Consider the following 20,572-nt stretch of genomic DNA (forward strand, 5'->3'; position numbering starts at 1 on the left):
GTGTCAGGTGTCGGTGCCCGGCATGGTGAACGGGCGGAAGGTGCGCGGGCCGTAGAGGCGTTCCAGGACGTCGTCGAGCTCCGCGAGCAGCCGCCACGCGTCGTGCGGGCGTCGGGACCCGGACGGGAGCGTGCAGCCGCGGAGGAAGGCGCTCAGCGGGCGTGGCGCGCGGTCCCCCATCAGCTGCCCGACGCAGCGCGAGGCGAGGTGGATGTCGGTGGCCTCGGTGGCGGGGCGCCGGCCGGTGACCTCGGGCGGGTAGAGGGGGCGGTGCCGCTCCACGAGGGCGGGGACGGTCGCGCCGCGGTCGGTGGAGTAGCACCAGTCGACCAGAACGAGGCCGTGCTGTGCGGGGTGGATGAGGACGTGTTCGGGCAGCACGGCGCCGTGGACGACGCCGGCGCGGTGCGCCCAGCCGAGGGCGGCCAGCAGGCGGCGCCACATCCAGGCGGCGTCGCGCGGGTCGAGGCCGCCGGGGTGGAGGGCGTGGACCTCGGCGAGGGTGTGGAAACCGCGCAGCCGCTGGAGCGCGTTGACACGGCGTTCGGTGCCGTCGGGGCCGCGGTGGCGGAAGGACTCCGTCAGGCGGGGCGCGTAGGCGCGGTGCCGGGCGTCGGCGACGGTGTGCAGCCGGGTGAGGGCGCGGGCTTCCCGCTCCATCAGGTCGTTGTCGACGGGCCGCCGCGGGATCTTCAGTACGGTGCCGGGGCCGGCGGCGCGCAGCACGGCGAGGTCGCCCTCGGCGAGGACGGGCCCCAGCCGGTACACACCGCGGGCGGTGGTGAGGGCCGGACCGTCGCCCGTGTGCGGCCGCCACAGGGCGGTGAGGCGGACGAAGGCGGCCGCGGCCTCGTCCGCGCGGCCGGGCGGGGCGGTGTCGGGGTGGAGCAGCCGGGCCAGCCGGCGGTAGTGCCGGGCGGCCTCACCGGCGTCGGCCGGGAAGGGCCGGCCGAGGGCGGCCAGGGCGCCGTCGAAGGTGCGGACGCGGTATGCGGACGCGGATCGCGTCGTGGCGGTCATCGGACACTGTCCTCACGGTCGGGGCGGAGCAGTGCGGGGTGCAGGAGGCGGGCGTCGCCGGCGCGGTAGAGCCGGGCCCTGGGGCCGCCCTTGGAGCCGCCGCGGCCGACGGTGGTGCCGGTGGACTCGACGAAGCCCGGCACCGACAGCACCTTGCGGTGGAAGTTCCCGGCGTGCAGCGTGCGGCCCCAGACCGCCTCGTAGACCGAGCGGAGCTCGGTGATGGTGAACTCCTCGCCGAGGAAGGCGGTGGCCAGGGGGGTGTACTCGATCTTGGCGCGGGCCCGGTCGAGTCCTTCGGCAAGGATCGTGCCGTGGTCGAAGGCGAGGTCGGCGCTGATGCCTGGCGTCTGGCCGGACCGGCGGCCGGAACCACCCCCGTGGATCCCGGCCGGCCGGTCCTGCTCCTTGGGACGCGCGGTGACGGCGTCCGGGTTCCCCTGCGGTGCCAGGGCCCCGACGGGGACCCACTCGGCCGCCGCGGCGTCGCTGCCGGCCCGCGCCTCGGGCAGGTCCGGGGCGAAGGCGAGGTAGGCGACGGAGACGACGTGCATGCGCGGGTCCCGGTCGGGACGGCCATAGGAGCCGAGCTGTTCGAGGTGGACGCGGCCGAGGCCGCGTGCCGCGTCGAGCCCGGTTTCCTCGGCCAGTTCGCGGGCCGCCGCCTCGTCCAGGGACTCGTGGCCGGCGTGGACGAAACCGCCGGGCAGCGCCCAGGCACCCTCGTAGGGCGGGCCGCCACGGCGCACCAGCAGGACGTGAAGGCCACCTTGACGCAGCGTCAGCGCGACGACGTCGACGGTCACGGCGATGGGCTCGAAGGCGCGCGGGTCGTAAGCGGCGAGGAACGCGTCCTCGCCCTGCCGGTCTGCCATCGTGCGCCACCCCTGCCCAGTTGTTCTCACTTCGAGTATTTCTCGTTTCGAGAAAAACCTAGCAGCCGGCACCGACACCGTCCACAGCGTTTCGCCGCCGGCCGGCCCGTGGGCCGCCGCTGACGAGCCGTCAGATCGGAGGAAGGGACGGGCATGGCACGGTCACGGAGACCCGTGCCGGCGCGCCGGTTCACGCAGGACACGGCGGACGGGGACTTCCGGTTGCTCGGCACCGGTGCCGCTGCTGCCGTCTGCGCTTCGCCCGGCTCCGCGCGACGGCCGATCCGGTGCGGATCCGCGCCGTCTCCACCATCGCGCGGTCCATCAGCACGGTGCCCGACCTCCCCGGCAGCGCCACCGACTCATCGACCGCCGCCAGCCCACCGCGAGGCCTCCACCGGCTTCCCGGCGTCCGGTCGTCCGCGCCGCGTACGAGGAGGCCGGCATCGGTCCGGGGGACCTGGACCGGGCGGAGGTGTACGACCTGTCGACCGCACTGGAACCGGACTGGTACGAGGACCTGGGCCTGTGCCCGCCGGGCGGGGCGGTGGAGCCGCTGCGCGACGGGGCCACGTCGCCCGGGGGGATTCCGGTCGATCCCAGCGGGGGCCTGCCCTCCTCCTTCGGGGAGGCCGCGCCCGCCCAGGCGCTCGCCCATGCGTGCGAGCTCAACTGGCGGTGGCGCGGCCTGCCGGGCCCCCGGCAGGTGAGCGGGGCCCGCGTGGGGGTGACGGCGAACCAGGCCCTGTCCGGGCACGGCTCGTCGGTGGTCGTAATCAGGTGATCTGTCCGATACCTTGACGCTCCATCACCCCGGGACAACACTTCCGGGTGGCGCGGAGGCCGGTCGGGAGGAGGGACCTCCGTACCCGCGTCCGCGTGCGCTTTTCCCTGGCGGCGCATGCCCGACACGTGCGCTTGCGCGAAGGAGCCGTCATGTATTCCAACGGAGACGTCAAAGGGCACCTCCGACTGGGCGTACGCCTGGATCCCGGTGGCCGGTCCGCTGATCGGCGGGGCCCTGTCCGGTCTCATCTACAACGTCGCGTTCAAGTGAGGCGGTCATGACCGATACGTCCGGCACGGCGACCCGATACGTGGCCGCCGTCGACCAGGGAACTACCTCCAGCCGCTGCATCATCTTCGACTCCGACGGGTCGATCGTGGCGCTGGACCAGCGCGAGCACCGCCAGATCTTCCCCAAGCCGGGCTGGGTGGAGCACGACGCCACCGAGATCTGGGCCAAGGTGCAGGCCGTGGTGGCGGGCGCGCTCGCCAAGGCCCGGCTGCGCGCGGATCAGCTCAGCGCGCTCGGCATCACCAACCAGCGCGAGACGACCGTGCTGTGGGACCGCACCACCGGCCGCCCGGTGCACAACGCGATCGTCTGGCAGGACACCCGTACCGCCGCGCTGTGCGACCGGCTCGGCGGCCAGGACGGCCAGGACCGCTTCCGCGAGTCCACCGGCCTGCCACTGGCCAGCTACTTCTCCGGCCCCAAGGCGGCCTGGCTGCTGGACAACGTGCCGGGGCTGCGCCGCCGCGCGGAGAACGGCGAGATCGCCTTCGGCACCATCGACTCCTGGCTGATCTGGAACCTGACGGGCGGGACCGAGGGCGGCGTGCACGTCACGGACGTCACCAACGCGAGCCGTACGATGCTGATGAACCTGGAGTCGCTGGAGTGGGACCGGGCGATCCTCGCCGCGATGAACGTCCCCGAGGCGCTCCTCCCGCAGATCCGCTCCTCCGCCGAGGTGTACGGCACGGCTGTCGGCCAGCTGGGCGGCGTGCCCGTGGCCTCGGCCCTCGGCGACCAGCAGGCCGCGGTCTTCGGCCAGGCCTGCTACGGGACGGGCGACGCCAAGAACACGTACGGAACGGGCAGCTTCCTGCTGCTCAACACCGGGAACCGGCCCGTGCCGTCGAAGAACGGCCTGCTGACCACGGTGGGCTACCGGCTGGGCGGGGAAGCGCCGGTCTACTGCCTGGAGGGGTCGATCGCCGTCACGGGCGCCCTGGTGCAGTGGTTCCGCGACAGCCTCGGCATCATCAGCGCGACGGACGAGATCGAGGCCCTGGCGGCGAGCGTCCCGGACAACGGCGGCGCGTACATCGTCCCCGCCTTCTCCGGGCTCTTCGCCCCGTACTGGCGCTCCGACGCGCGCGGCGTGATCACCGGCCTCACCCGGTACGTCACCAAGGCCCACCTGGCGCGGGCGGTGCTGGAGGCGACCAGTTGGCAGACCCGCGAGGTCGTCGACGCGATGTACCAGGACTCCGGCGTGCACATCACCGGGCTCAAGGTCGACGGTGGCATGACGGCCAACAACCTGCTGATGCAGCACCAGGCGGACGTGCTGGGCGTGCCCGTGGTGCGGCCCCGGATCTCGGAGACCACGGCCCTGGGCGCGGCCTACGCCGCGGGGCTCGCCACCGGCGTGTGGGACGGGCTGGACACGCTCAGGGCGCACTGGCGCAAGGACGCCGAGTGGCAGCCGCGGATGGACGAGAAGACCCGTGAGAAGGAGTACCGCCGCTGGAAGAAGGCGGTCGAGCGGAGCTTCGGCTGGCAGGACGACGAGGAGGACGAGGACCCCGCGCCGGCGGACGGGAACTGACGGCCCGCCCCGCCCGCGCCCGCGGCGCGCGGCTCAGTTGGCGGCGGCCGCCCGGCGGTCGCCGGCCACCTGGGCCGCGTGCTCGACCACGGTGATCAGCACCTTCTTCGCCGAGGCGCGGTCCCGCGCGTCGCACATCACCAGCGGCACCTCGGGGTCGAGGTCGAGCGCGTCGCGCACCGTCTCGGCCGGGTGCCGCTCGGCCCCGTCGAAGATGTTGACGGCCACGGCGAAGGGGATGCCGCGGCGCTCGAAATAGTCGACCGCGGAGAAGCAGTCCTCCAGGCGCCGGGTGTCCGCGAGGACGACCGCACCCAGGGCACCTTGCGCCAGCTCGTCCCACAGGAACCAGAAGCGGTCCTGGCCCGGCGTGCCGAACAGGTAGAGCACCAGGTCGTCGCGGAGGGTGATCCGGCCGAAGTCCATGGCCACGGTGGTGGTGCGCTTGGCCTCGACGCCCGCGGTGTCGTCGACGGGCCGCCCGGCCTCGCTGAGCGTCTCCTCGGTGCGCAGCGGACGGATCTCGCTGACCGCGCCGACAAGCGTGGTCTTACCCACGCCGAAGCCGCCCGCCACCAGGATCTTCAGCGTGACGGGCTCGACGGGGGAAGGACGGCGTTCAGAGCGTCCGAAGGCCATGACTCACTCCTCCGGTCGTGCCGTTTACACAGGTCAGAGGCATCCTGGGTCCTAGGGACTGCGTCGCGGGATCAGCTGTGGCAGTGGAACATTACTACGATGCGAGCGGGCAATTGGCAGTGGTCCACGGGCCGTTACCCGTCAGCGGCCCCACCCGGCGGTCGCGCGGCGCCCCTCGTGGCGGCCCCTCGTGGCGGCCCCTCGGTCCGGGCCCGGGAGCCCGGCGGCACCGGCGTGACGGTGCCCGCGGGGCTCCCGGGCGGGTTCACAGCGCGCGCAGGCCGTCGATCACGTCGCGGAGCAGCCCCGCGTCGGGCAGCTCCGCCGGCGGGACGGGCCGGGTGACGTGGACCAGCCCGGCCTCCAGGACGTCGCCGATGAGCACCCTGACGACGCCCACGGGCAGGTCGAGGTCGGCCGCCAGCTCGGCGACCGACATCGGCTGCTCCTGGCACAGCTCGACGATGTCGAGGTGCTCGGGCGACAGGGTGCGGTCGACGTCCGCGTCGTCGTCCGCGGTGCGGGACTCGGCGACGACCAGGGCGATCAGGTCGAGCCGGGCTTCCGCGGCGTGGCTGGTACGGCCGCGCGTCATGGCGTAGGGCCGCACCACGGGCCCGGCGTCGTCGTCGTACCAGCGGTCCGCTTCGGAAGTCATGACGTTCCCGTCACACCGCCTGCGGCGCGTCGTCGTCGGTGCGCGGGGCGGTCGCGAGGTGCACGCCCACCCGCTTCACCAGCAGCGCCATCTCGTAGGCGACCTGACCGACGTCGGAGTCGGCGTCGGCGAGCACGGCCAGGCAGCTGCCGTCACCCGCGGCGGTGACGAACAGGAAGGCCTCGTCCAGCTCCACGAGGGTCTGCCGGACCTTGCCGGCCTCGAAGTGCCGTCCGACGCCCTTGGCGAGGCTGTGGAAGCCGGAGGCGACGGCGGCGAGGTGCTCGGCGTCCTCACGGGTGAGGCCCTCGGACGCGCCGGTGGCCAGGCCGTCGCTGGAGAGCACCAGCGCCTTGCGGATGCTGGCCACGCGGCCGACCAGTTCGTCGAGAAGCCAGCTGAGCTCGCGGGTCGGGCTCGATGGTGCGGTCATGGACCGTTCCCCTCCGTGGTGGATCCGGTTGTGCTGCCGCCCGCTCGCTCCGCCGGGTCGGTTCCCGGGCGGTCGGCGGGGCGGACGTCGTCGGTGCCGTCGGTGCCGAGGTCGTCGGCGGTGTCCGCGCGGCCGCGCAGCCATCCGCGCTGCAGTGAGGCCATGCGGTCGCGCACCTCCTCGGGCGAGCGCTCGTCCCCGCCGTCGCCGTCCGCGCCGCCGGTGGCGGCGGTGCGTGTCCGGGTGGTGGTGGAGTCGCTGCGCAGCTGCGGGGCGAGGCTGGCCTGGCGGACCCGCCGAGGCAGTCCGGCGGCGGGTCCGGGCTCCTCCCCCGGTGCGGGCTCGGCGGGCGGGGGCGCCTCGCCGACCGGGCGGCCGTTCTCGGCGACCAGGACCGGGGTGCGGCGGCGGCGCGGCAGGATCGTGGGCGCGTCGCCCGGTGCGGCGTCGCGTGCGGCCGCCGGCGCCGGCTTCCCTTCGGTCGCGGGGAGGTGCGGCCGGTGCTCGCGCGGCTCGTCGTCCGGCTCCGGGACCAGGCCCCACTGGCGGAAGCTGTGCTCGGTGGCGGCCGGCATGGGTGCGACCCGCGGCTCGTCCCGCTCGGACGGCGCTCCTGTCTCCGCGGCGGCGGTCTTTGCGGCGGCCTCGCCCTGGGGCACCTCCGGCTGGTCCTCGCCGGACTCGTCGAACAACGACGCCGGGACGAGCACCACGGCCGTGGTGCCGCCGTACGGGGACTGGCGCAGCGAGACGCGGACGCCCTGACGCTGGGCGAGCCGGCTGACGACGAACAGGCCGAGCCGGTCGGTGTCGGAGAGCTCGAACTCGGGGGTCTCGGTGAGGCGGAGGTTGGCCTCCAGCATGGCGTCGGGGGTGAGACCGAGGCCGCGGTCGTCGATCTCCAGGACGAAGCCGTTGGCGACGGACTCGCCGTGCACCTGGACGCTCGTGTGCGGGGGCGAGAAAACGGTGGCGTTCTCGATGAGTTCGGCGATGAGGTGGGTGAGGTCGGCGACGGCGTGGCCGGCGACGGCGAGCCGCGGCAGCCGGCGCACGTCGACCCGCTCGTAGTCCTCGACCTCGGCGACGGCCGCCCGAACCACGTCCATCAGCTGCACCGGCTTGCGCCACTGCCGGGACGGCACGGCGCCGGAGAGGATCACCAGGCCCTCGGCGTGGCGGCGCATGCGGGTGGTCATGTGGTCGAGGCGGAAGAGGTCGGCGAGTTCCTGCGGGTCCTCGGTGCGCCGCTCCATGGTGTCCAGCAGGGTGAGCTGGCGGTGCAGCAGCACCTGGCTGCGGCGGGCGAGGTTCACGAAGACCTCGGAGACGCCGCGGCGCATCTCGGCCTGGCGCACGGCGGCCTCGACGGCCGCCCGTTGCAGGGTGTTGACGGCCTTGCCGACCTGGCCGACCTCGTCGTCGGGGTAGTCCAGCCGCGGCGCCTCGGTCTCGACGTCGACCTCCTCGCCCGCGGCGAGACGGCGCATGACGCGCGGCAGGCGGGTGCCGGAGACCTCCTGCGCCTCCTTGCGGAGCCGGGACAGGTCGCGGATCAGGCTGCGGCCGATGCGTATGGAGACGATGACGGAGGCGGCGACCGCGACCAGGCCGAGGCCACCGGCGACCGCGGCGACGGCGACCAGCCGCATGCCGATCGGTTCGGCGCGCTTCTTGTGCAGGTCGCCGGCCTCGACGCCCATGCGGTCGAGGTCGGTCAGCGCTGTGGTGGCCGTGGTCTGCCAGGACACACGGTCGGCGGCCCGGGGGGCGCCGGACGCGCCGGCGGAGATGACCGCGTCCTCGGCGGCGCGCAGGGCGCGGCCGGAGGGCCCTGCCCAGTAGGCGTCGTAGATCGCGCGCTCGTCGTCGGTCAGCAGGTGGAGGTTGTCGGCGTAGTAGGCACGCTGCTCGGCGACGGCGAAGGTGAAGGAGCGCATCTCGGGGGCACTCATGCGGCCCGCCGCGATGGCCGCCACCATGAGGGCGTCCTCCTGGCTGATCGCCTCACGGGCCCGGGTGACCTGGATGAGGGCGCGGCCCTGCTTGTCGATGGCGACATTGTTGAGCGGGTTCAGCGAGTCCAGGAACGCGTAGGCCGGATCGAAGAGGCCGCTGTACGCGCCGAAGGCGTCGTTGCGGCTGATGGCGCCCTTGCCGACCTTGCCGCGCAGCGTCTCCAGGCCGCCGAACCCGCGGACGACCAGGTCGAGCCGGCGCAGCGCGTCGGGGGCCAGCCGTTCCCGGTTGGCGCCGGAGGCCGCGTTGCCGCGCAGCCGCGCGATCACCTTGTCCGTCTCGCGCTCCCGGGCCAGCAGGGTGCCACGAGCGTCGGACCGTCGAGGATCGGCCAAGTAGAGCATGGCGGAACGGCGTTCCTGCTGGAGCGCCTGGATGCTGTCCTCGACCGGGTACCCGAGTGCGTTGACGGTCTGCTCGATGCCGAAGAGGCCCCAGACCTGACGCCCGGTCAAGGTCGCGGCGAAGGCCCAGATGGCCGTGAGGGACACCAGCGGAATGAGCAGCAGTGCCACGATCTTCCGCCGGATCGTCGTACCGCGAAAGCGCATGGCCTCCCCAACGTCAAACCCGGTCAAGGGCTGTCGTGTTCCGACTGCAAACGGCGCGAGCCTACTACTGCCCGATGACCAATCCGAAAGCCCTCCTTCCGCCCTTGCCCCGGGACGACCCGATTCGTGCGAATGAACAGCCGGCACGGCTGGCCGAAATGCACCGCACAGGGAACCCGCGGGGCCTCTCCGTCGTAAGAACAGGAGGGGAGGGGCGCTCCGGAATGCGGAGGGCATTCATCGGCGGAAACCGGGCAGCCACTCTGGAGTCGGACATCGGGGATCCGGCGCCGCATCACCGGTATCCCGCAGGGGAGCGGATTTCATGGACGACCTTGTAGAGGACGCACTGGATCGCGACATTCCGCCGCGCAGGACCCGGCGGCCGTTGTGGGTCGAGGAGCCCATGGGACGACCGCGCATGCCCGACCCGGTGCGCCGGGCGGCCGTGCGGGCCGGGCTCGTCGTCTCGCTGACATTGATCGCCGCGGTGATCGCCATGCTGGGGGCGGCCGGGAAGTCCTGGCTCGCGGCGCCGGCGACGCTCACCGCCATAGCCTTCGCCGTCGTCGCCACCTGGGCGGTGCTGGACGTGTGGATCACCCGCCAGGTCTGGAACCAGCGCAACGGCGTGGTGTCCAGTCCGAGCAGCGCGGCCCGCAGGCTGCGCCGCGAGCGCCGGCGGGAACGACGGCGGGCCCGGGCCGCGGCCCGCGGCGCCGCCCGCCGCCGGCACCTGCCGGGCACCGACGCCCGTACCGCCTGACCGGCGCCGCCTCCAGGGCCCGGACGGCCCTGGAGGCGGATCAGCCGGGGGTCAGCCGCCCTGCGGGGCCGGCTGCTCCGCAGGGCGGCGGAACATCCGCGTCGCCGTGATCTCGCCGTGCACCGGCTCGGACTCCGGGTCCCGGACGGGGAGTCCGGGCCGCAGGTGCTCCTCGACGCTGATGTACTTCAGGCCCGCACGCAGATCCGCGTCGTTGCGCAGCCGTACGACCAGCGGGAACTCGGCGAGCGCCGTGGTGTCGAACAGACCCGTGGTGTAGATCAGCTGGACGCCCAGCGCGTCGGCGACCGCGCGCTGCAGCTCCAGCAGATAGGTGGCGTTGGCGCGGCCGATCGGGTTGTCGAGGAAGAGCGTGCCCGCGTGCCGGTGCCGGTCCCTGCCACGGTCGTTGCTGCGCAGCGCGGCCATCGTGCAGTACAGCGCGATGGCGGCGGTGAGCAGCTGGCCGCCGGAGAAGACGTCGCCCATCTGCCCGACGGGGACGCGCTCGGCGCGCAGCACGGCGTCCGGTTTGAGGATCTCCACGGCCACGCCCTCGGGTTCGAGGGCGGCCGCGACCCCGCGCAGCAGCAACGACATGCCGTCCCGGCGCAGGTCGGAATTCTTGCGGACGGCCGCCCGCGTCGCCTCGTCGATCACGGCGCCGAGCCGCTCGTTGAGCGCCGCGTGGTCCGGGTCGTCGAAACGGATCCGCAGGAACTCCTGTCCCGACCACTCTCCCAGGCCCTCCGGCAGCCGGGACAGCCGCTGCGCGGACCGCAGGGTGGCCAGCGAGGACTCCACCATGCCTCGCAGCCGGTCCACGATGCTGTCGCGGTTGCGCTCCAGTTGCTCCAGCTCGTCGGTCAGGACGCGCAGCCGCGGCGCGAAGGCGGCGTGCCAGGCCGCCGCGTGCTCGGGCAGCGCGGAGCCGGGCAGTTCGCGGATCTGCTGGCGGGCCGGGGTGCGCACCTGCTCGTAGCGGGTCGCGTTGGCGTGCCGTACGAGGACGTCGCAGGACTCGCGCAGCTGCGACTCGGCCGCCGACAGGTCGGCAGCGCAGCCGCGCAGGCTGCGGCGGGCCTCGGCGACGGCGGACCTGGCCTCCTCCAGGGAGCCGGAGTGCGGCTCGGGCTCCTCCTCGCCGTCCTCGGGCTGCCGATCGCCGTCGCGGAGCAGGTCCCGCAGCAGCGCCGCGAGTTCGTCGAAGCCGGTCGCCGCGTCCTCGGCAGCGCGGTGCGCGCGGACCAGGTCGCCGTGGACGTCCCGGGCGTGGCCCAGCGCCTCGGTCCGGGCGGCCAGTTCGCCGTTGGCGCCGCGCAGCAGCTCCTGGGCGTGCTCGGCATCGCGGGGCAGCAGCTCCTCGGGGAGCTCGGTGTGCGCCTCGCCGTCCGCCGGGGCGTGCCGCTCGGCCTCGCCGCGCAGCCGGCCGAGCTGCTCGCTGGCCGCGGAGGCGCGGGAGTCGAGGGTCGCCACCAGCTGTTCGGCGCGAGCGGCCGCGGCCTGCCGGGCGGGTCCGTCGGCGCCGTCCGGGCCCTCCAGCAGCCGGCCGGCCCGGGTGCGCACCTTGTTGGTGAGGCGCTCCAGTTCGGCGAGCGCGGACTGCTCGGTGCTCTCTGCGCGGGCCTGCTCGGCCCGCAGGTCGGCGCCGACGCCCACCTTCTCGTACACCTGGGAGGCGGCGCGGTAGGCCTCGCGCAGGGCGGGCAGCGAGCCGGCCGGCTCCCCGGCGCCGTCCTCGTCCTCGAGGGCCTCGTCGGGGGCGCCGGTGATCTCCGAGCGCTCGGCGCGGAGCACACGCGCGGTGCGGCGCGCGTCGTCCGCCGCGCGCTGGGCGGCCCGGCGGTCCTCGTCGGCGGCACGGGCCAGGGTCAGGCACGCCTCGGCGCGGGTCTCGGCCTCCGCGGCGTCCTCGGCCAGTTCCCTCGTCCTGCGCTGCCAGTTGGCCCGCTCGCGCAGCCGGAAGGCGAGACCGGCGAGCGCGTCGGCGGCCCGCCGGGCCTGCTGCGCCACTTCCTGGCGCTCGTCACGCAGGGCGGTCGCCTCGGCTGCGGCCTCCTCGGCCTCCATCCGTACGGAGCGTGCCTCGGCCAGTTCCTCTCGGGCGGCGGCCGCGGTCTCCCGGGCGGCCTCCACTGCCGCGGCGAGTTCGGCGAGCCGGCCGCTCGGGCAGCCGGATCGCCAGGAGGAGAGCCGGGCGGCCAACGTGCGATCCGCGGCCAGACGGGCGGCGAGGCCGCGGATGTCCTCCTCGCGGGCGGTCGCACGGGCGCGCAGCTCCTGCCGCTCGCCGTCGGCGGCCAGTTCGTCGTGCATGGCGGGGTTGGGCGGGACGAGGAAGAGCTCGGGCTCGGTGCCCGCCGGGGGCGGCGGGGCGAGCAGCGCCGCCGCCGTGCCGACCGTGACGGTCGACCGCGGCAGCAGGGCCGCCTGCGCCAGCACCTCGCGGGCCCGTAGGTAGCTCTGCGGGTCGGTGACGACCACGCCGTCCACCAGCTCCGGGCGCGCGGCGAGCACGGCGGCGTGGTCTGCCGGGGCGACGGCCTGGGCGAGGTACCGCCAGCCGGGGAGGGCGGGGATGCCGTGCTCGCCCAGGTACTCGACGGTGGCCAGGACGTCGGGGCCCGGCGGCAGCAGCCCGCCGTCGCCGAGCGCGGCCAGGATGCGGGCGTCGTCGGCGGCGGCGGTGCGCAGGTCGAACAGCTGCCGCTCGGCGGAGGCCACCGCCCCGTCCAGCATCTCCTGCAGCGACTCCGCGAAGGTGTCGAGCTCGGCCGCGGTCAGCGGGCCCTGCCCGGCGGGACGCCGTCCGGCCGCGGGTGCGCCGCGCCGGGCCGCGGAGGCCTGGGCGGGGACGGCGGGGCCACGGTCCCCGGCGGTGTCTTCCGCCGCGTCTTCCGCGGTGCCGGCCGCCAGGACGGTCCGGGGAGCCTGTGCGGGCGGCAGGCTCAGCAGTTCGGCGAGGCGGGGCTCGGCCGCGAGGGCGTCCGCGACGCGTGACTCGGCGGCGTGGGCTGCCTCGGCCGCGGCGAGGGCGTCGGCCGCGCGGGCGGCGGACAACTCGGCACGCGCGTCGGCGGCCGCGGCCTCCCGGGCCCGGTCACCGGCCCGGCGGGCGGCGTCACGGGCGGCCTCCGCCGCGGTCGAGGCGGCCTTCTCGGCGTCGGAGGCCTCCAGTGCGGCGCGGGCGGGGTCGGCGTCGGGGGCGGAGTCGTCCAGCCAGCCGGCCCGGACCGCCTCCGCGGTCTCCTGCTCCACCTCCGCCAGCCGCTGCACCAGGTGCCCGGACTCGCTGCGGGCGCGCTGCGCCTGCGTCGCGGCGGCGGTGGCGTCGCGGTGCGCCGCCTCGGACCGGGCCTGGAGTCCCGCGGAGCGCTCCTCCTCCGCGTCCGCCCGCTCGTCGGCGGTGTCCGCGGCGGCCCGCAGGGCACGGACGAGGTCGCCCGCGGCCTTCGTACGGGCCGCGAGGGCCGGTGCGGCGTCGCGTTCCGCCTCGTGGATGGCGGCGGTGACCCGGGCCAGGCGGTCGGCGGCGGCCCGGTGCCGCAGCACGATCTCCGCGGCCTGCCAGGCGGACTGCAGCGTACGGGCGTCGTTGAGCTCGCGGCGCAGCGCGGTGGCGCTCTTCTCGCCGGCGGCCAGGGCCAGCGAGGCGTGCCGGTAGGCGAGTTCGGCGGCGACGAGGGCGCTGCGGCCGCGGGCGGCCTCGGCGTCGGTGACGGTGTGCGCGGCGCGGGCCGTCTCCTGGGCCAGTTCGGCGGCGCGGCCCCGCTCCTCGCGGGCGCGCGCGGAGAGCCTGCGGGCCAGGGCACGGGTGCGGCGCTCGGACTGGGCGTGGACGCCGCGTGCCTGATCCCGGGCGGCGGTGGTGTCGACGATGCGGCCGAGCAGTTCGAGGGAGCCCGCGGTGAAGTCGCGCTCCGCGGTGAGCTCGGCCCGGCGGCCCAGTTTGCCGGCGAAGCCGTGCACGAGGTCGGCGAGACCGTCGGTGTCCCGGGTGTCGGTGACCGCGCGCAGCAGGAGGTCGGTGAAGTCGGAGTCCTTCTTCACCGCGAAGAGACCGGCCGCCTCACCTTCGTCGGCGTTCATCTCCCGCTGGTAGCGGAAGAGTTCGGGGTCGAGGCCGAGCTCGCCGAGGTGCTCGTTCCACCGGTCGTGGATCTCCTCCCACATCACCTCCAGGTGCGGGTAGTAGCGCCCGGCGTCGGTCAGGGCGTCGCGGAAGCCCTTCATGGTGCGGCGGCGGCCGCGGGCGCCCGAGGCACCCTCGGCGGACGGCCGGACGGCGGTGGACTCGGCCACGGGCAGCGAGTCCAGGCCGAGCCCCGGGCCGGGCCGGAAGGAGTACCAGGCCTCGGCGAACTTGCGCGGGTCGGAGGAGACCTGGCGGCCGCGCCACTCGCTGACCTTGCCGACGACGACCAGCTCGCCGGTGACCGTGTGCTGCCACTCCAGGGCGACGTGTCCGCAGTCGTCGGCCAGCAGGAACTTGCGGAGCACGCCGGAGCTGGCGCCGCCCAGGGTGTTGCGGTGTCCGGGCAGCATGACCGAGAAGATCAGCTTGAGCAGGACGGACTTGCCGCCGCCGTTCTCCAGGAACAGCACTCCGGCCGGTGCCGGACGGCGCGGCGGGCCCGTCGGCTCGTCCTCGAAGAACTCCGCCTGGGCGGGGGCAGGTTGCGGCACGGGCTCGCCGACTCCGCGCAGGTCCAGCACGGTGTCGGCGTAGCGCGCACCGGCAGGCCCGATGGAGTAGAGGCGGACCCGGGACAGCTCGTACATGGGGGGCTCTCGTCGTGGTGGTCTGTGGTCGGCAGGTGCGGGTGGATCGGCAGGATCCGGGGGCGGGTGTCGGTGCGGGCCGCGGCTTCAGGAATGGAAGGGCAGGCCGGCTCCGGCCACGAGGCCGAGGTCCTCGCCCTCCTCCGCCGGCATCAGCGCCGCCGAGTCACCGGCCCGGGGCACGATGCCCAGGTCGAGGAGTTCGGCCATGGCGGCGCTGCCCGCCATGTCGCGCACCTGGAGCTGATAGCGGGCGGTGGTGCGGTAGGTGCCGCCCGACTCGTCGCCCGTGCGCTGCAGGAAACCGGAGTCGACGAGGAAGGAGACGGCCTTGCCCACGATGCCGGTGGTGGAGCCCGCCAGGCGCCGGGCGTCCTTGGTGGCGCCGGTGGAGCTGCGGCGCACGTAGACCCGCCAGGCGGCCTCCAGGCCGGGGGCGTCGCTGGCCGGGTCGGTGTTCTCGCCCTGCTCCTCGGCCCGTGCCTCCAGCCTGCGGCAGGCCTGGCGCAGGAAGCCGTCGACGCCGTTGACGGTGACGCGGCCGATGTAGGCGTCGTCGGCGAGGTCCTCCGGACGTGGGAAGGCCATGGCGGCGGTGGCGAGGTGGGCGAGCCCGTGAAGGAAGCGGTCCCCCGCGTCGGAGGCGGCGCGGCGCGAGTAGTCGCCCATGCGGACGGCGAAGACCGAGTCCTCACCGGCGGCCAGCGCCATGCCGGCCCGGGGCGAGACCTCCAGCACGACCAGGCCGAGCCCGGTGGCCACGGCGTCCGCCAGGCGCGAGAACAGCGGCTCCTCGCGGTAGCGGCGGATCAGCTCGGCGTACTCGGCGTCGCGCGCGGGCAGCAGCTTCGGCTGGAGACCGAAGGAGACCAGGCGGGCGGCGTCCGCGGCGTCGCCAGGGGTGACGGCCGCCGGGCCGGGGGCCGCGGCGGGCGGCTGTGTGCTCTCGCCGTCGCGGTGGTCGCTCACGGGGTTGTCTCCTCGGTACGGATGGTCGGTTCGCTCATCGTCACGCCACCTCGGACCGCTCGGCGGCCATCCCGGCGGCGTCCAGCCGGGCCGTGCCCACGATCAGGTCGGCGCCGCCGAACTCGGGGTCGTCCAGCTCGGTGCCGTCGTCCACGGCGAACAGCAGCCGCTCCTCGCCCTGGCGGTAGGCGGTGCCCACCGGCGGGCTGGCCGCGTGCACGGCCAGCAGGGCGACCAGATAGGGCAGTTCGGGGTCGAGGCGGCGGGCCTCGGCGAGCAGCCCGGACAGCCGGCGGGGGGCGTCGTGCGGCAGTTCGAGGAGCTCCAGCGCGGTCTCGAGCTGCTCCTCGCTGAACCGGCTGTCGTCCGGGGTGGCGACGAGGTCGGGCTCGGGCATCTCGGCGCCGAGGTGCTCGCGCTCCACCGGCGGGGTGAGCAGGGCGTCCACGAGGTCCGTGACGCGGACCGAGGCCGGGGTGCGCAGGCCCGTGCCGCGGGCGAACCAGGCGTCGGTGACCCGGGTGGCCTGCTCCACCGGGAGCGGCAGGACCGGCGCGACCAGTTGCCCGTACAGGTCGAGCATGCCGACGAGGGCGCCGCCGCGCGGCGCGGCGAAAGCCTGCCGGTCCTGCTCGGCGCGGAAGATCGGCCCGGCTTCCAGCAGCCGGGACTGCAGCTGGGTGTGGCGTCGGATGCAGTCCTTGACGATGTCGACGAGCTCTGCGGCGCGGCGCTTGTGCTCCGGGTCCTCCGACTCGTCCCTGGCCTTGCGGATGTTGGTCAGGATGGCGTTCTCGTGCCGGTAGCGGTCGGCGACGTGGTCGAGCGCCTCAGCGATCATGTCGGGGACGGCGCGGACCCAGTCGACGGCCCGGACGTTGCGGCGCGTGGCGTCCAGGGTGCGGCGCAGCGTCTCTGCGTACTGCACGGTGCGGTAGCGGGCCTGTTCCGCGGCGAGCTGAGCGTCGGCCAGGCGGCCCCGGTTGATCAGCACCTCCAGCTTGACCTCGGCGGCGATCTGGGCACTGGTCACGTCGGTGTCCAGGGCGCCGACGAGCACGTTGACGGCCTCGTCGGTGGTGCGCAGGTAGACGGTGCCGTCGCGGCCCGGGACCTCCTCGATCAGCTTGAAGTCGTAGTCGCGGCGCACGTACGTCCCGTCGGCGCCGAAGGTGCCGTAGACGGCGCGGAAACCGCGGTCGACGCTGCCGACGTTGATCAGGTTCTCCAGGACCCAGCGGCCCACCCGCTCGTGCTCGGCGGCGGGACGGCCGGGGGCCTGGGCGGCGATGCGGGGCAGCAGCCGGGAGATTATCTGGTCGTGGTCGGCGCCGGTGTCGAAGTCCATGTTGAGCGTGACCAGGTCGATGGCGGCCAGGGCGACCTCGGCCATCGCGTACACCGAGTACTCGCCCGCGAGGTTGGCCTTGCGCGCGTCCAGGTCGTGCAGCGGCGCGGTGCAGGCCAGGGCCTTGAGCCGGCGGGCCAGGCCCTCGTCCGCGGCCGGTCCCGGCGCGGGCCGGACACCGCCGCTGAGCTGGTGCGGAACGGTCGTGGTCACGACGCACAGACTAGGCGCTCGGACCGACAACGGCCCAAACGGCGCGGTCCGGGCAGCGCCGGGTCCGGTGCCGCTCAGCCTCCGGCGGCCCCGTAGCCGCCCCCGCCGGGCGTCGCCACGACCAGGACGTCACCGGGCCCGACGTCGGCGCAGTCGACGCCGCCGAGCGGGGTGACGGTGCCGTCGGCACGCTCGATCCGGTTCTCGCCGAGGGCGCCGGGGCCACCGCCCGCCAGGCCGTACGGGGGGACTCGCCGGTGGCCCGAGAGCAGGGCGACCGTCATGGGTTCCAGGAACCGGATGCGGCGTACGACGCCCCGGCCCCCGTGCCACCGGCCGTCGCCACCGCTGTCGTCGCGCAGGGCGAAGCCGTCGACGCGGACGGGGTAGCGCCATTCGAGGATCTCGGGGTCGGTGAGCCGGGAGTTGGTCATGTGGGTCTGGACGGCGTCGGCGCCGTCGAAGCCCTCGCCCGCCCCGGCACCGCTGGCCACCGTCTCGTAGTACTGCACCCGGTCATTGCCGAAGGTGACGTTGTTCATCGTGCCGGAGCCCTCGGCCTGCACGCCGAGCGCGGCGTACAGGGCCCCCGTGACGGCCTGGGAGGTCTCCACGTTGCCCGCGACGGTGGCCGCCGGGTACTCCGGGGCGAGCATCGAACCGTCGGGGACGCGGACGTCCAGGGGTTTCAGGCAGCCGCTGTTGAGCGGGATGTCGTCGGCGACGAGGGTGCGGAAGACGTAGAGCACGGCGGCCATGACCACCGAGCGCGGCGCGTTGAAGTTGCCCTCCTGCTGCGGGGAGGTGCCGGTGAAGTCCAGGACGGCGGAGCGCGCCGCGCGGTCGACGCGGACGGCGACGCGGATGACCGCGCCATTGTCGGTCTCGTACGCGCAATCGCCGTCGTCGAGACCGGCGACGATGCGCCGCACGGACTCCTCGGCGTTGTCCTGTACATGCTGCATGTAGGCGTGCACGACATCGAGGCCGAACTGCGCGGTCATGCGCCGCAGCTCGGCGATGCCCTTCTCGTTCGCGGCGATCTGCGCGCGCAGGTCGGCGATGTTGGTGTCCGGGTCGCGCGAGGGGTACGGGGCGCTCGTGAGCAGGGCGCGGGTCTCCTCCTCGCGCAGGCGGCCGTCGCGCACCAGGAGCCAGTTGTCGAAGAGGACGCCCTCCTCGTGCACGGTGCGGCTGAAGGCGGGCATCGAACCGGGGGTGAGGCCGCCGATCTCGGCGTGGTGGCCGCGCGAGGCGACCAGGAAGAGCAGCGACCTCCCCTCGTCGTCGAAGACGGGGGTGACGACGGTGACGTCGGGCAGGTGGGTGCCCCCGTGGTAGGGGTCGTTGACGGCGTAGGCGTCGCCCGGGCACATGGTGCCCTCGTTCCGCCGCAGTACCTCCTTGATGGACTCGCCCATGGAGCCCAGGTGAACGGGGATGTGGGGGGCGTTGGCGATGAGGTTGCCCTCGGGGTCGAACAGGGCGCAGGAGAAGTCCAGCCGCTCCTTGATGTTGACGGAGTGGGCGGTGTTCTCCAGTCGGACGCCCATCTGCTCGGCGATCGACATGAAGAGGTTGTTGAAGATCTCCAGCATCACCGGGTCGACCTCGGTCCCGACCGCCACCCGCCCGGGCCGCGGTCGCACCCGGGTGAGCAGGAGGTGGCCGTGCTCGCCCACCGCGGCCCGCCATCCGGGGTCGACGACGGTCGTCGCGTCGGCCTCGGCGATCACGGCGGGCCCGTCCATGGTGTCGCCCGGGCGCATCTCGTCCCTGCGGAACAAGGCGCTGCGTCGGCGCCGGCCCTCCACGTACAGCGACACCTCGGCGGCCGGCCGCAGTGGGCCCTCCCGGGCCGGCTGCTCCACGAAGTGCCGGCCCGGCGGGCCCGCTGAGCCGACCGCCTCCACCGATACCGCCTCGACGACCAGCGGCTTGTCCATGGTGAAGGCGTAGCGGGCGCGGTGGTCGGCGGTGAAGGCCCCGCGCATGGCGTCGACGGTCCCGAACGGGACCGGCAGCGCGGCGTCGGTGCCCGCGTAGCGGACGTGGACGCGGGTGACGGTCTCGACGCTGTCGTCGGGGACCCCGTCCTCGCGCAGTTGGGCGCGGGCCAGGCCGTCGAGCTCGTCGCGGACCGCGCGCAGGGCGGGCAGCTCGTCCTCGCGAAGCGGGCTCTCCACGGAGCGCTCGCGCATGGCGGTGGCGTCCGCCAGGCCGATCCCGTACGCGGACAGCACCCCGGCCAGCGGGGGCACCAGGACGGTGCCGACGGACAGGGCGTCGGCGACCGCGCAGGCGTGCTGGCCGCCGGCTCCGCCGAAACTGGTGAGGGCGTAGCGGGTGATGTCGTGGCCGCGCTGCACGGAGATCTTCTTGACGGCGTTGGCCATGTTCAGGACGGCGATCTCCAGGAAGCCCGCGGCGACCTCCTCCGAGGTGCGGCGGTCGCCGGTCGCGGCCGCGGCCTCGTCGGCGAGCCGCGCGAACCCCGCGCGGACGGCCTCGGTGTTCAGCGGCTGGTCGCCGTCCGGGCCGAAGACGGCCGGGAAGTGCGCCGCCTGGACACGGCCGAGCATCACATTGGCGTCGGTGACGGTCAGCGGGCCGCCGCGGCGGTAACAGGCGGGGCCGGGGTCGGCGCCGGCGGAGTCGGGGCCGACCCGGTAGCGCTGCCCGTCGAAGTGGAGGATCGAGCCGCCGCCCGCCGCCACCGTGTGGATGTTCATCATGGGCGCCCGCATCCGCACGCCCGCCACCTGGGTGCCGAGGACGCGTTCCAGCTCGCCCGCCCAATGGGAGACGTCGGTGGAGGTACCGCCCATGTCGAAGCCGACGACCCGGTCGAACCCGGCCTGCCGCGAGGTACGGGCCATGCCGACCACTCCCCCGGCGGGGCCGGACAGGACGGCGTCCTTGCCGCGGAAGTGACCGGCCTCGCGGAGCCCGCCATTGGACTGCATGAACATCAGCCGGACGCCCCGCAGCTCCGCGGCCACCTCGTCCACGTAGCGGCGCAGGACCGGCGACAGGTACGCGTCCACCACGGTGGTGTCCCCGCGGGGGACCAGCTTGATCAGCGGGCTCACCTCGTGGGAGCAGCTGATCTGGTCGAACCCGGCCTCGCGGGCCGCCCGCGCGACGGCCTGCTCGTGGGCGGGATGGCGGTAGCCGTGCAGCAGGACGACGGCGACGCTCGTCAGGCCGTCCCGGCGCGCCTCGCGCAGGGCCGCGCCGGTGGCGGCCGGATCGAGGGGACGAACGACCGCGCCGTGCGCGTCGACGCGTTCGGGGACCTCGATGACGCGCTCGTACAGCGCCTCGGGGAGCACGATCTCGCGGTCGAAGAGCCGCGGCCGGTTCTGGTACGCGATGCGCAGCGCGTCGCGGAAGCCTTCGGTGACGACCAGGACGGTCGGCTCGCCCTTGCGTTCCAGGAGGGCGTTGGTGGCCACCGTGGTGCCCATCTTGACGACGCAGACCCGGTCGCCGGGCACGGGTTCGCCGGTGTCCAGCCCCAGCACGCGCCGGATGCCCTCGACGGGGGCGTCCCGGTAGCGCCCCGGGTCGTGGGAGAGGAGCTTGCACGTCTCCAGGCCGCCGTCCGGCCGTCTGGCGACGACGTCGGTGAAGGTGCCGCCCCGGTCGATCCAGAACTCCCAGCGTCCGGTCACG

Annotated in this window: 12 protein-coding genes and 2 pseudogenes; 4 read left to right on the top strand and 10 right to left on the bottom strand. The window is 74.5% G+C overall.

Features of this window, described 5'->3' with window-relative positions; translation table 11 throughout:
* Positions 1–3: 3 nt before the first annotated feature.
* The gene (locus tag ACRWNP_RS22225) at positions 4–1,020 is read right to left on the bottom strand and encodes a molecular chaperone DnaJ (RefSeq protein WP_431964002.1); all 1,017 of its coding nucleotides are present in this window, start codon (positions 1,018–1,020) and stop codon (positions 4–6) included.
* Positions 1,017–1,895, bottom strand: a complete 879-nt coding sequence (locus ACRWNP_RS22230) for an NUDIX hydrolase (RefSeq protein ID WP_431964004.1) — start codon at positions 1,893–1,895, stop codon at positions 1,017–1,019. Before ACRWNP_RS22230 ends, ACRWNP_RS22225 begins: the two co-directional genes overlap by 4 nt.
* Positions 1,896–2,146: 251 nt before the next feature.
* Here ACRWNP_RS22230 and ACRWNP_RS22235 point away from each other — a divergent pair.
* The 3 genes and pseudogenes from ACRWNP_RS22235 to glpK form a co-directional block, all read left to right on the top strand.
* Positions 2,147–2,679: pseudogene (locus tag ACRWNP_RS22235) on the top strand (thiolase C-terminal domain-containing protein); the annotation flags it as partial.
* 171 nt (positions 2,680–2,850) lie between these two features.
* Positions 2,851–2,952, top strand: a pseudogene (locus ACRWNP_RS22240) (aquaporin family protein); the annotation flags it as partial.
* 7 nt (positions 2,953–2,959) lie between these two features.
* Entirely contained in the window at positions 2,960–4,516 is a 1,557-nt protein-coding gene (gene glpK / locus ACRWNP_RS22245; protein ID WP_431964006.1) for a glycerol kinase GlpK, read from the top strand.
* 33 nt (positions 4,517–4,549) lie between these two features.
* On the opposite strand, the gene ACRWNP_RS22250 is transcribed toward glpK, so the two are convergent.
* The 4 genes from ACRWNP_RS22250 to ACRWNP_RS22265 form a co-directional block, all read right to left on the bottom strand.
* On the bottom strand, positions 4,550–5,155 hold the full coding sequence (locus ACRWNP_RS22250) for a GTP-binding protein (RefSeq protein ID WP_431964008.1): 606 nt from the start codon (positions 5,153–5,155) through the stop codon (positions 4,550–4,552).
* 265 nt (positions 5,156–5,420) lie between these two features.
* Positions 5,421–5,813, bottom strand: a complete 393-nt coding sequence (locus ACRWNP_RS22255) for a DUF742 domain-containing protein (RefSeq protein ID WP_431964010.1) — start codon at positions 5,811–5,813, stop codon at positions 5,421–5,423.
* Positions 5,814–5,823: 10 nt separating this feature from the next.
* The gene (locus ACRWNP_RS22260) at positions 5,824–6,246 is read right to left on the bottom strand and encodes a roadblock/LC7 domain-containing protein (RefSeq protein ID WP_431964012.1); all 423 of its coding nucleotides are present in this window, start codon (positions 6,244–6,246) and stop codon (positions 5,824–5,826) included.
* Positions 6,243–8,816, bottom strand: a complete 2,574-nt coding sequence (locus tag ACRWNP_RS22265) for a sensor histidine kinase (RefSeq protein WP_431964014.1) — start codon at positions 8,814–8,816, stop codon at positions 6,243–6,245. Before ACRWNP_RS22265 ends, ACRWNP_RS22260 begins: the two co-directional genes overlap by 4 nt.
* 325 nt (positions 8,817–9,141) lie before the next feature.
* Here ACRWNP_RS22265 and ACRWNP_RS22270 point away from each other — a divergent pair, with 325 nt between their 5' ends.
* Complete coding sequence (locus ACRWNP_RS22270) at positions 9,142–9,582, top strand: hypothetical protein (protein WP_431964016.1); 441 nt, start codon at positions 9,142–9,144, stop codon at positions 9,580–9,582.
* 51 nt (positions 9,583–9,633) lie between these two features.
* Here ACRWNP_RS22270 and ACRWNP_RS22275 read toward each other — a convergent pair whose 3' ends face one another.
* From ACRWNP_RS22275 to ACRWNP_RS22290, 4 genes are all read right to left on the bottom strand, one after another.
* On the bottom strand, positions 9,634–14,364 hold the full coding sequence (locus tag ACRWNP_RS22275; RefSeq protein ID WP_431964018.1) for a hypothetical protein: 4,731 nt from the start codon (positions 14,362–14,364) through the stop codon (positions 9,634–9,636).
* 87 nt (positions 14,365–14,451) lie between these two features.
* The gene (locus ACRWNP_RS22280) at positions 14,452–15,333 is read right to left on the bottom strand and encodes a hypothetical protein (RefSeq protein WP_431964020.1); all 882 of its coding nucleotides are present in this window, start codon (positions 15,331–15,333) and stop codon (positions 14,452–14,454) included.
* A 40-nt stretch (positions 15,334–15,373) separates the two neighbouring features.
* The gene (locus ACRWNP_RS22285; protein WP_431964022.1) at positions 15,374–16,894 is read right to left on the bottom strand and encodes a hypothetical protein; all 1,521 of its coding nucleotides are present in this window, start codon (positions 16,892–16,894) and stop codon (positions 15,374–15,376) included.
* 74 nt (positions 16,895–16,968) lie between these two features.
* Positions 16,969–20,571 (bottom strand): hydantoinase B/oxoprolinase family protein, encoded by a 3,603-nt coding sequence (locus tag ACRWNP_RS22290; RefSeq protein ID WP_431964024.1) that lies wholly within the window; start codon positions 20,569–20,571, stop codon positions 16,969–16,971.
* Between the last annotated feature and the right edge of the window lies 1 nt (position 20,572).

Source organism: Actinacidiphila sp. bgisy160 (assembly GCF_965342435.1).
Classification (GTDB): Bacteria; Actinomycetota; Actinomycetes; order Streptomycetales; family Streptomycetaceae; genus Actinacidiphila.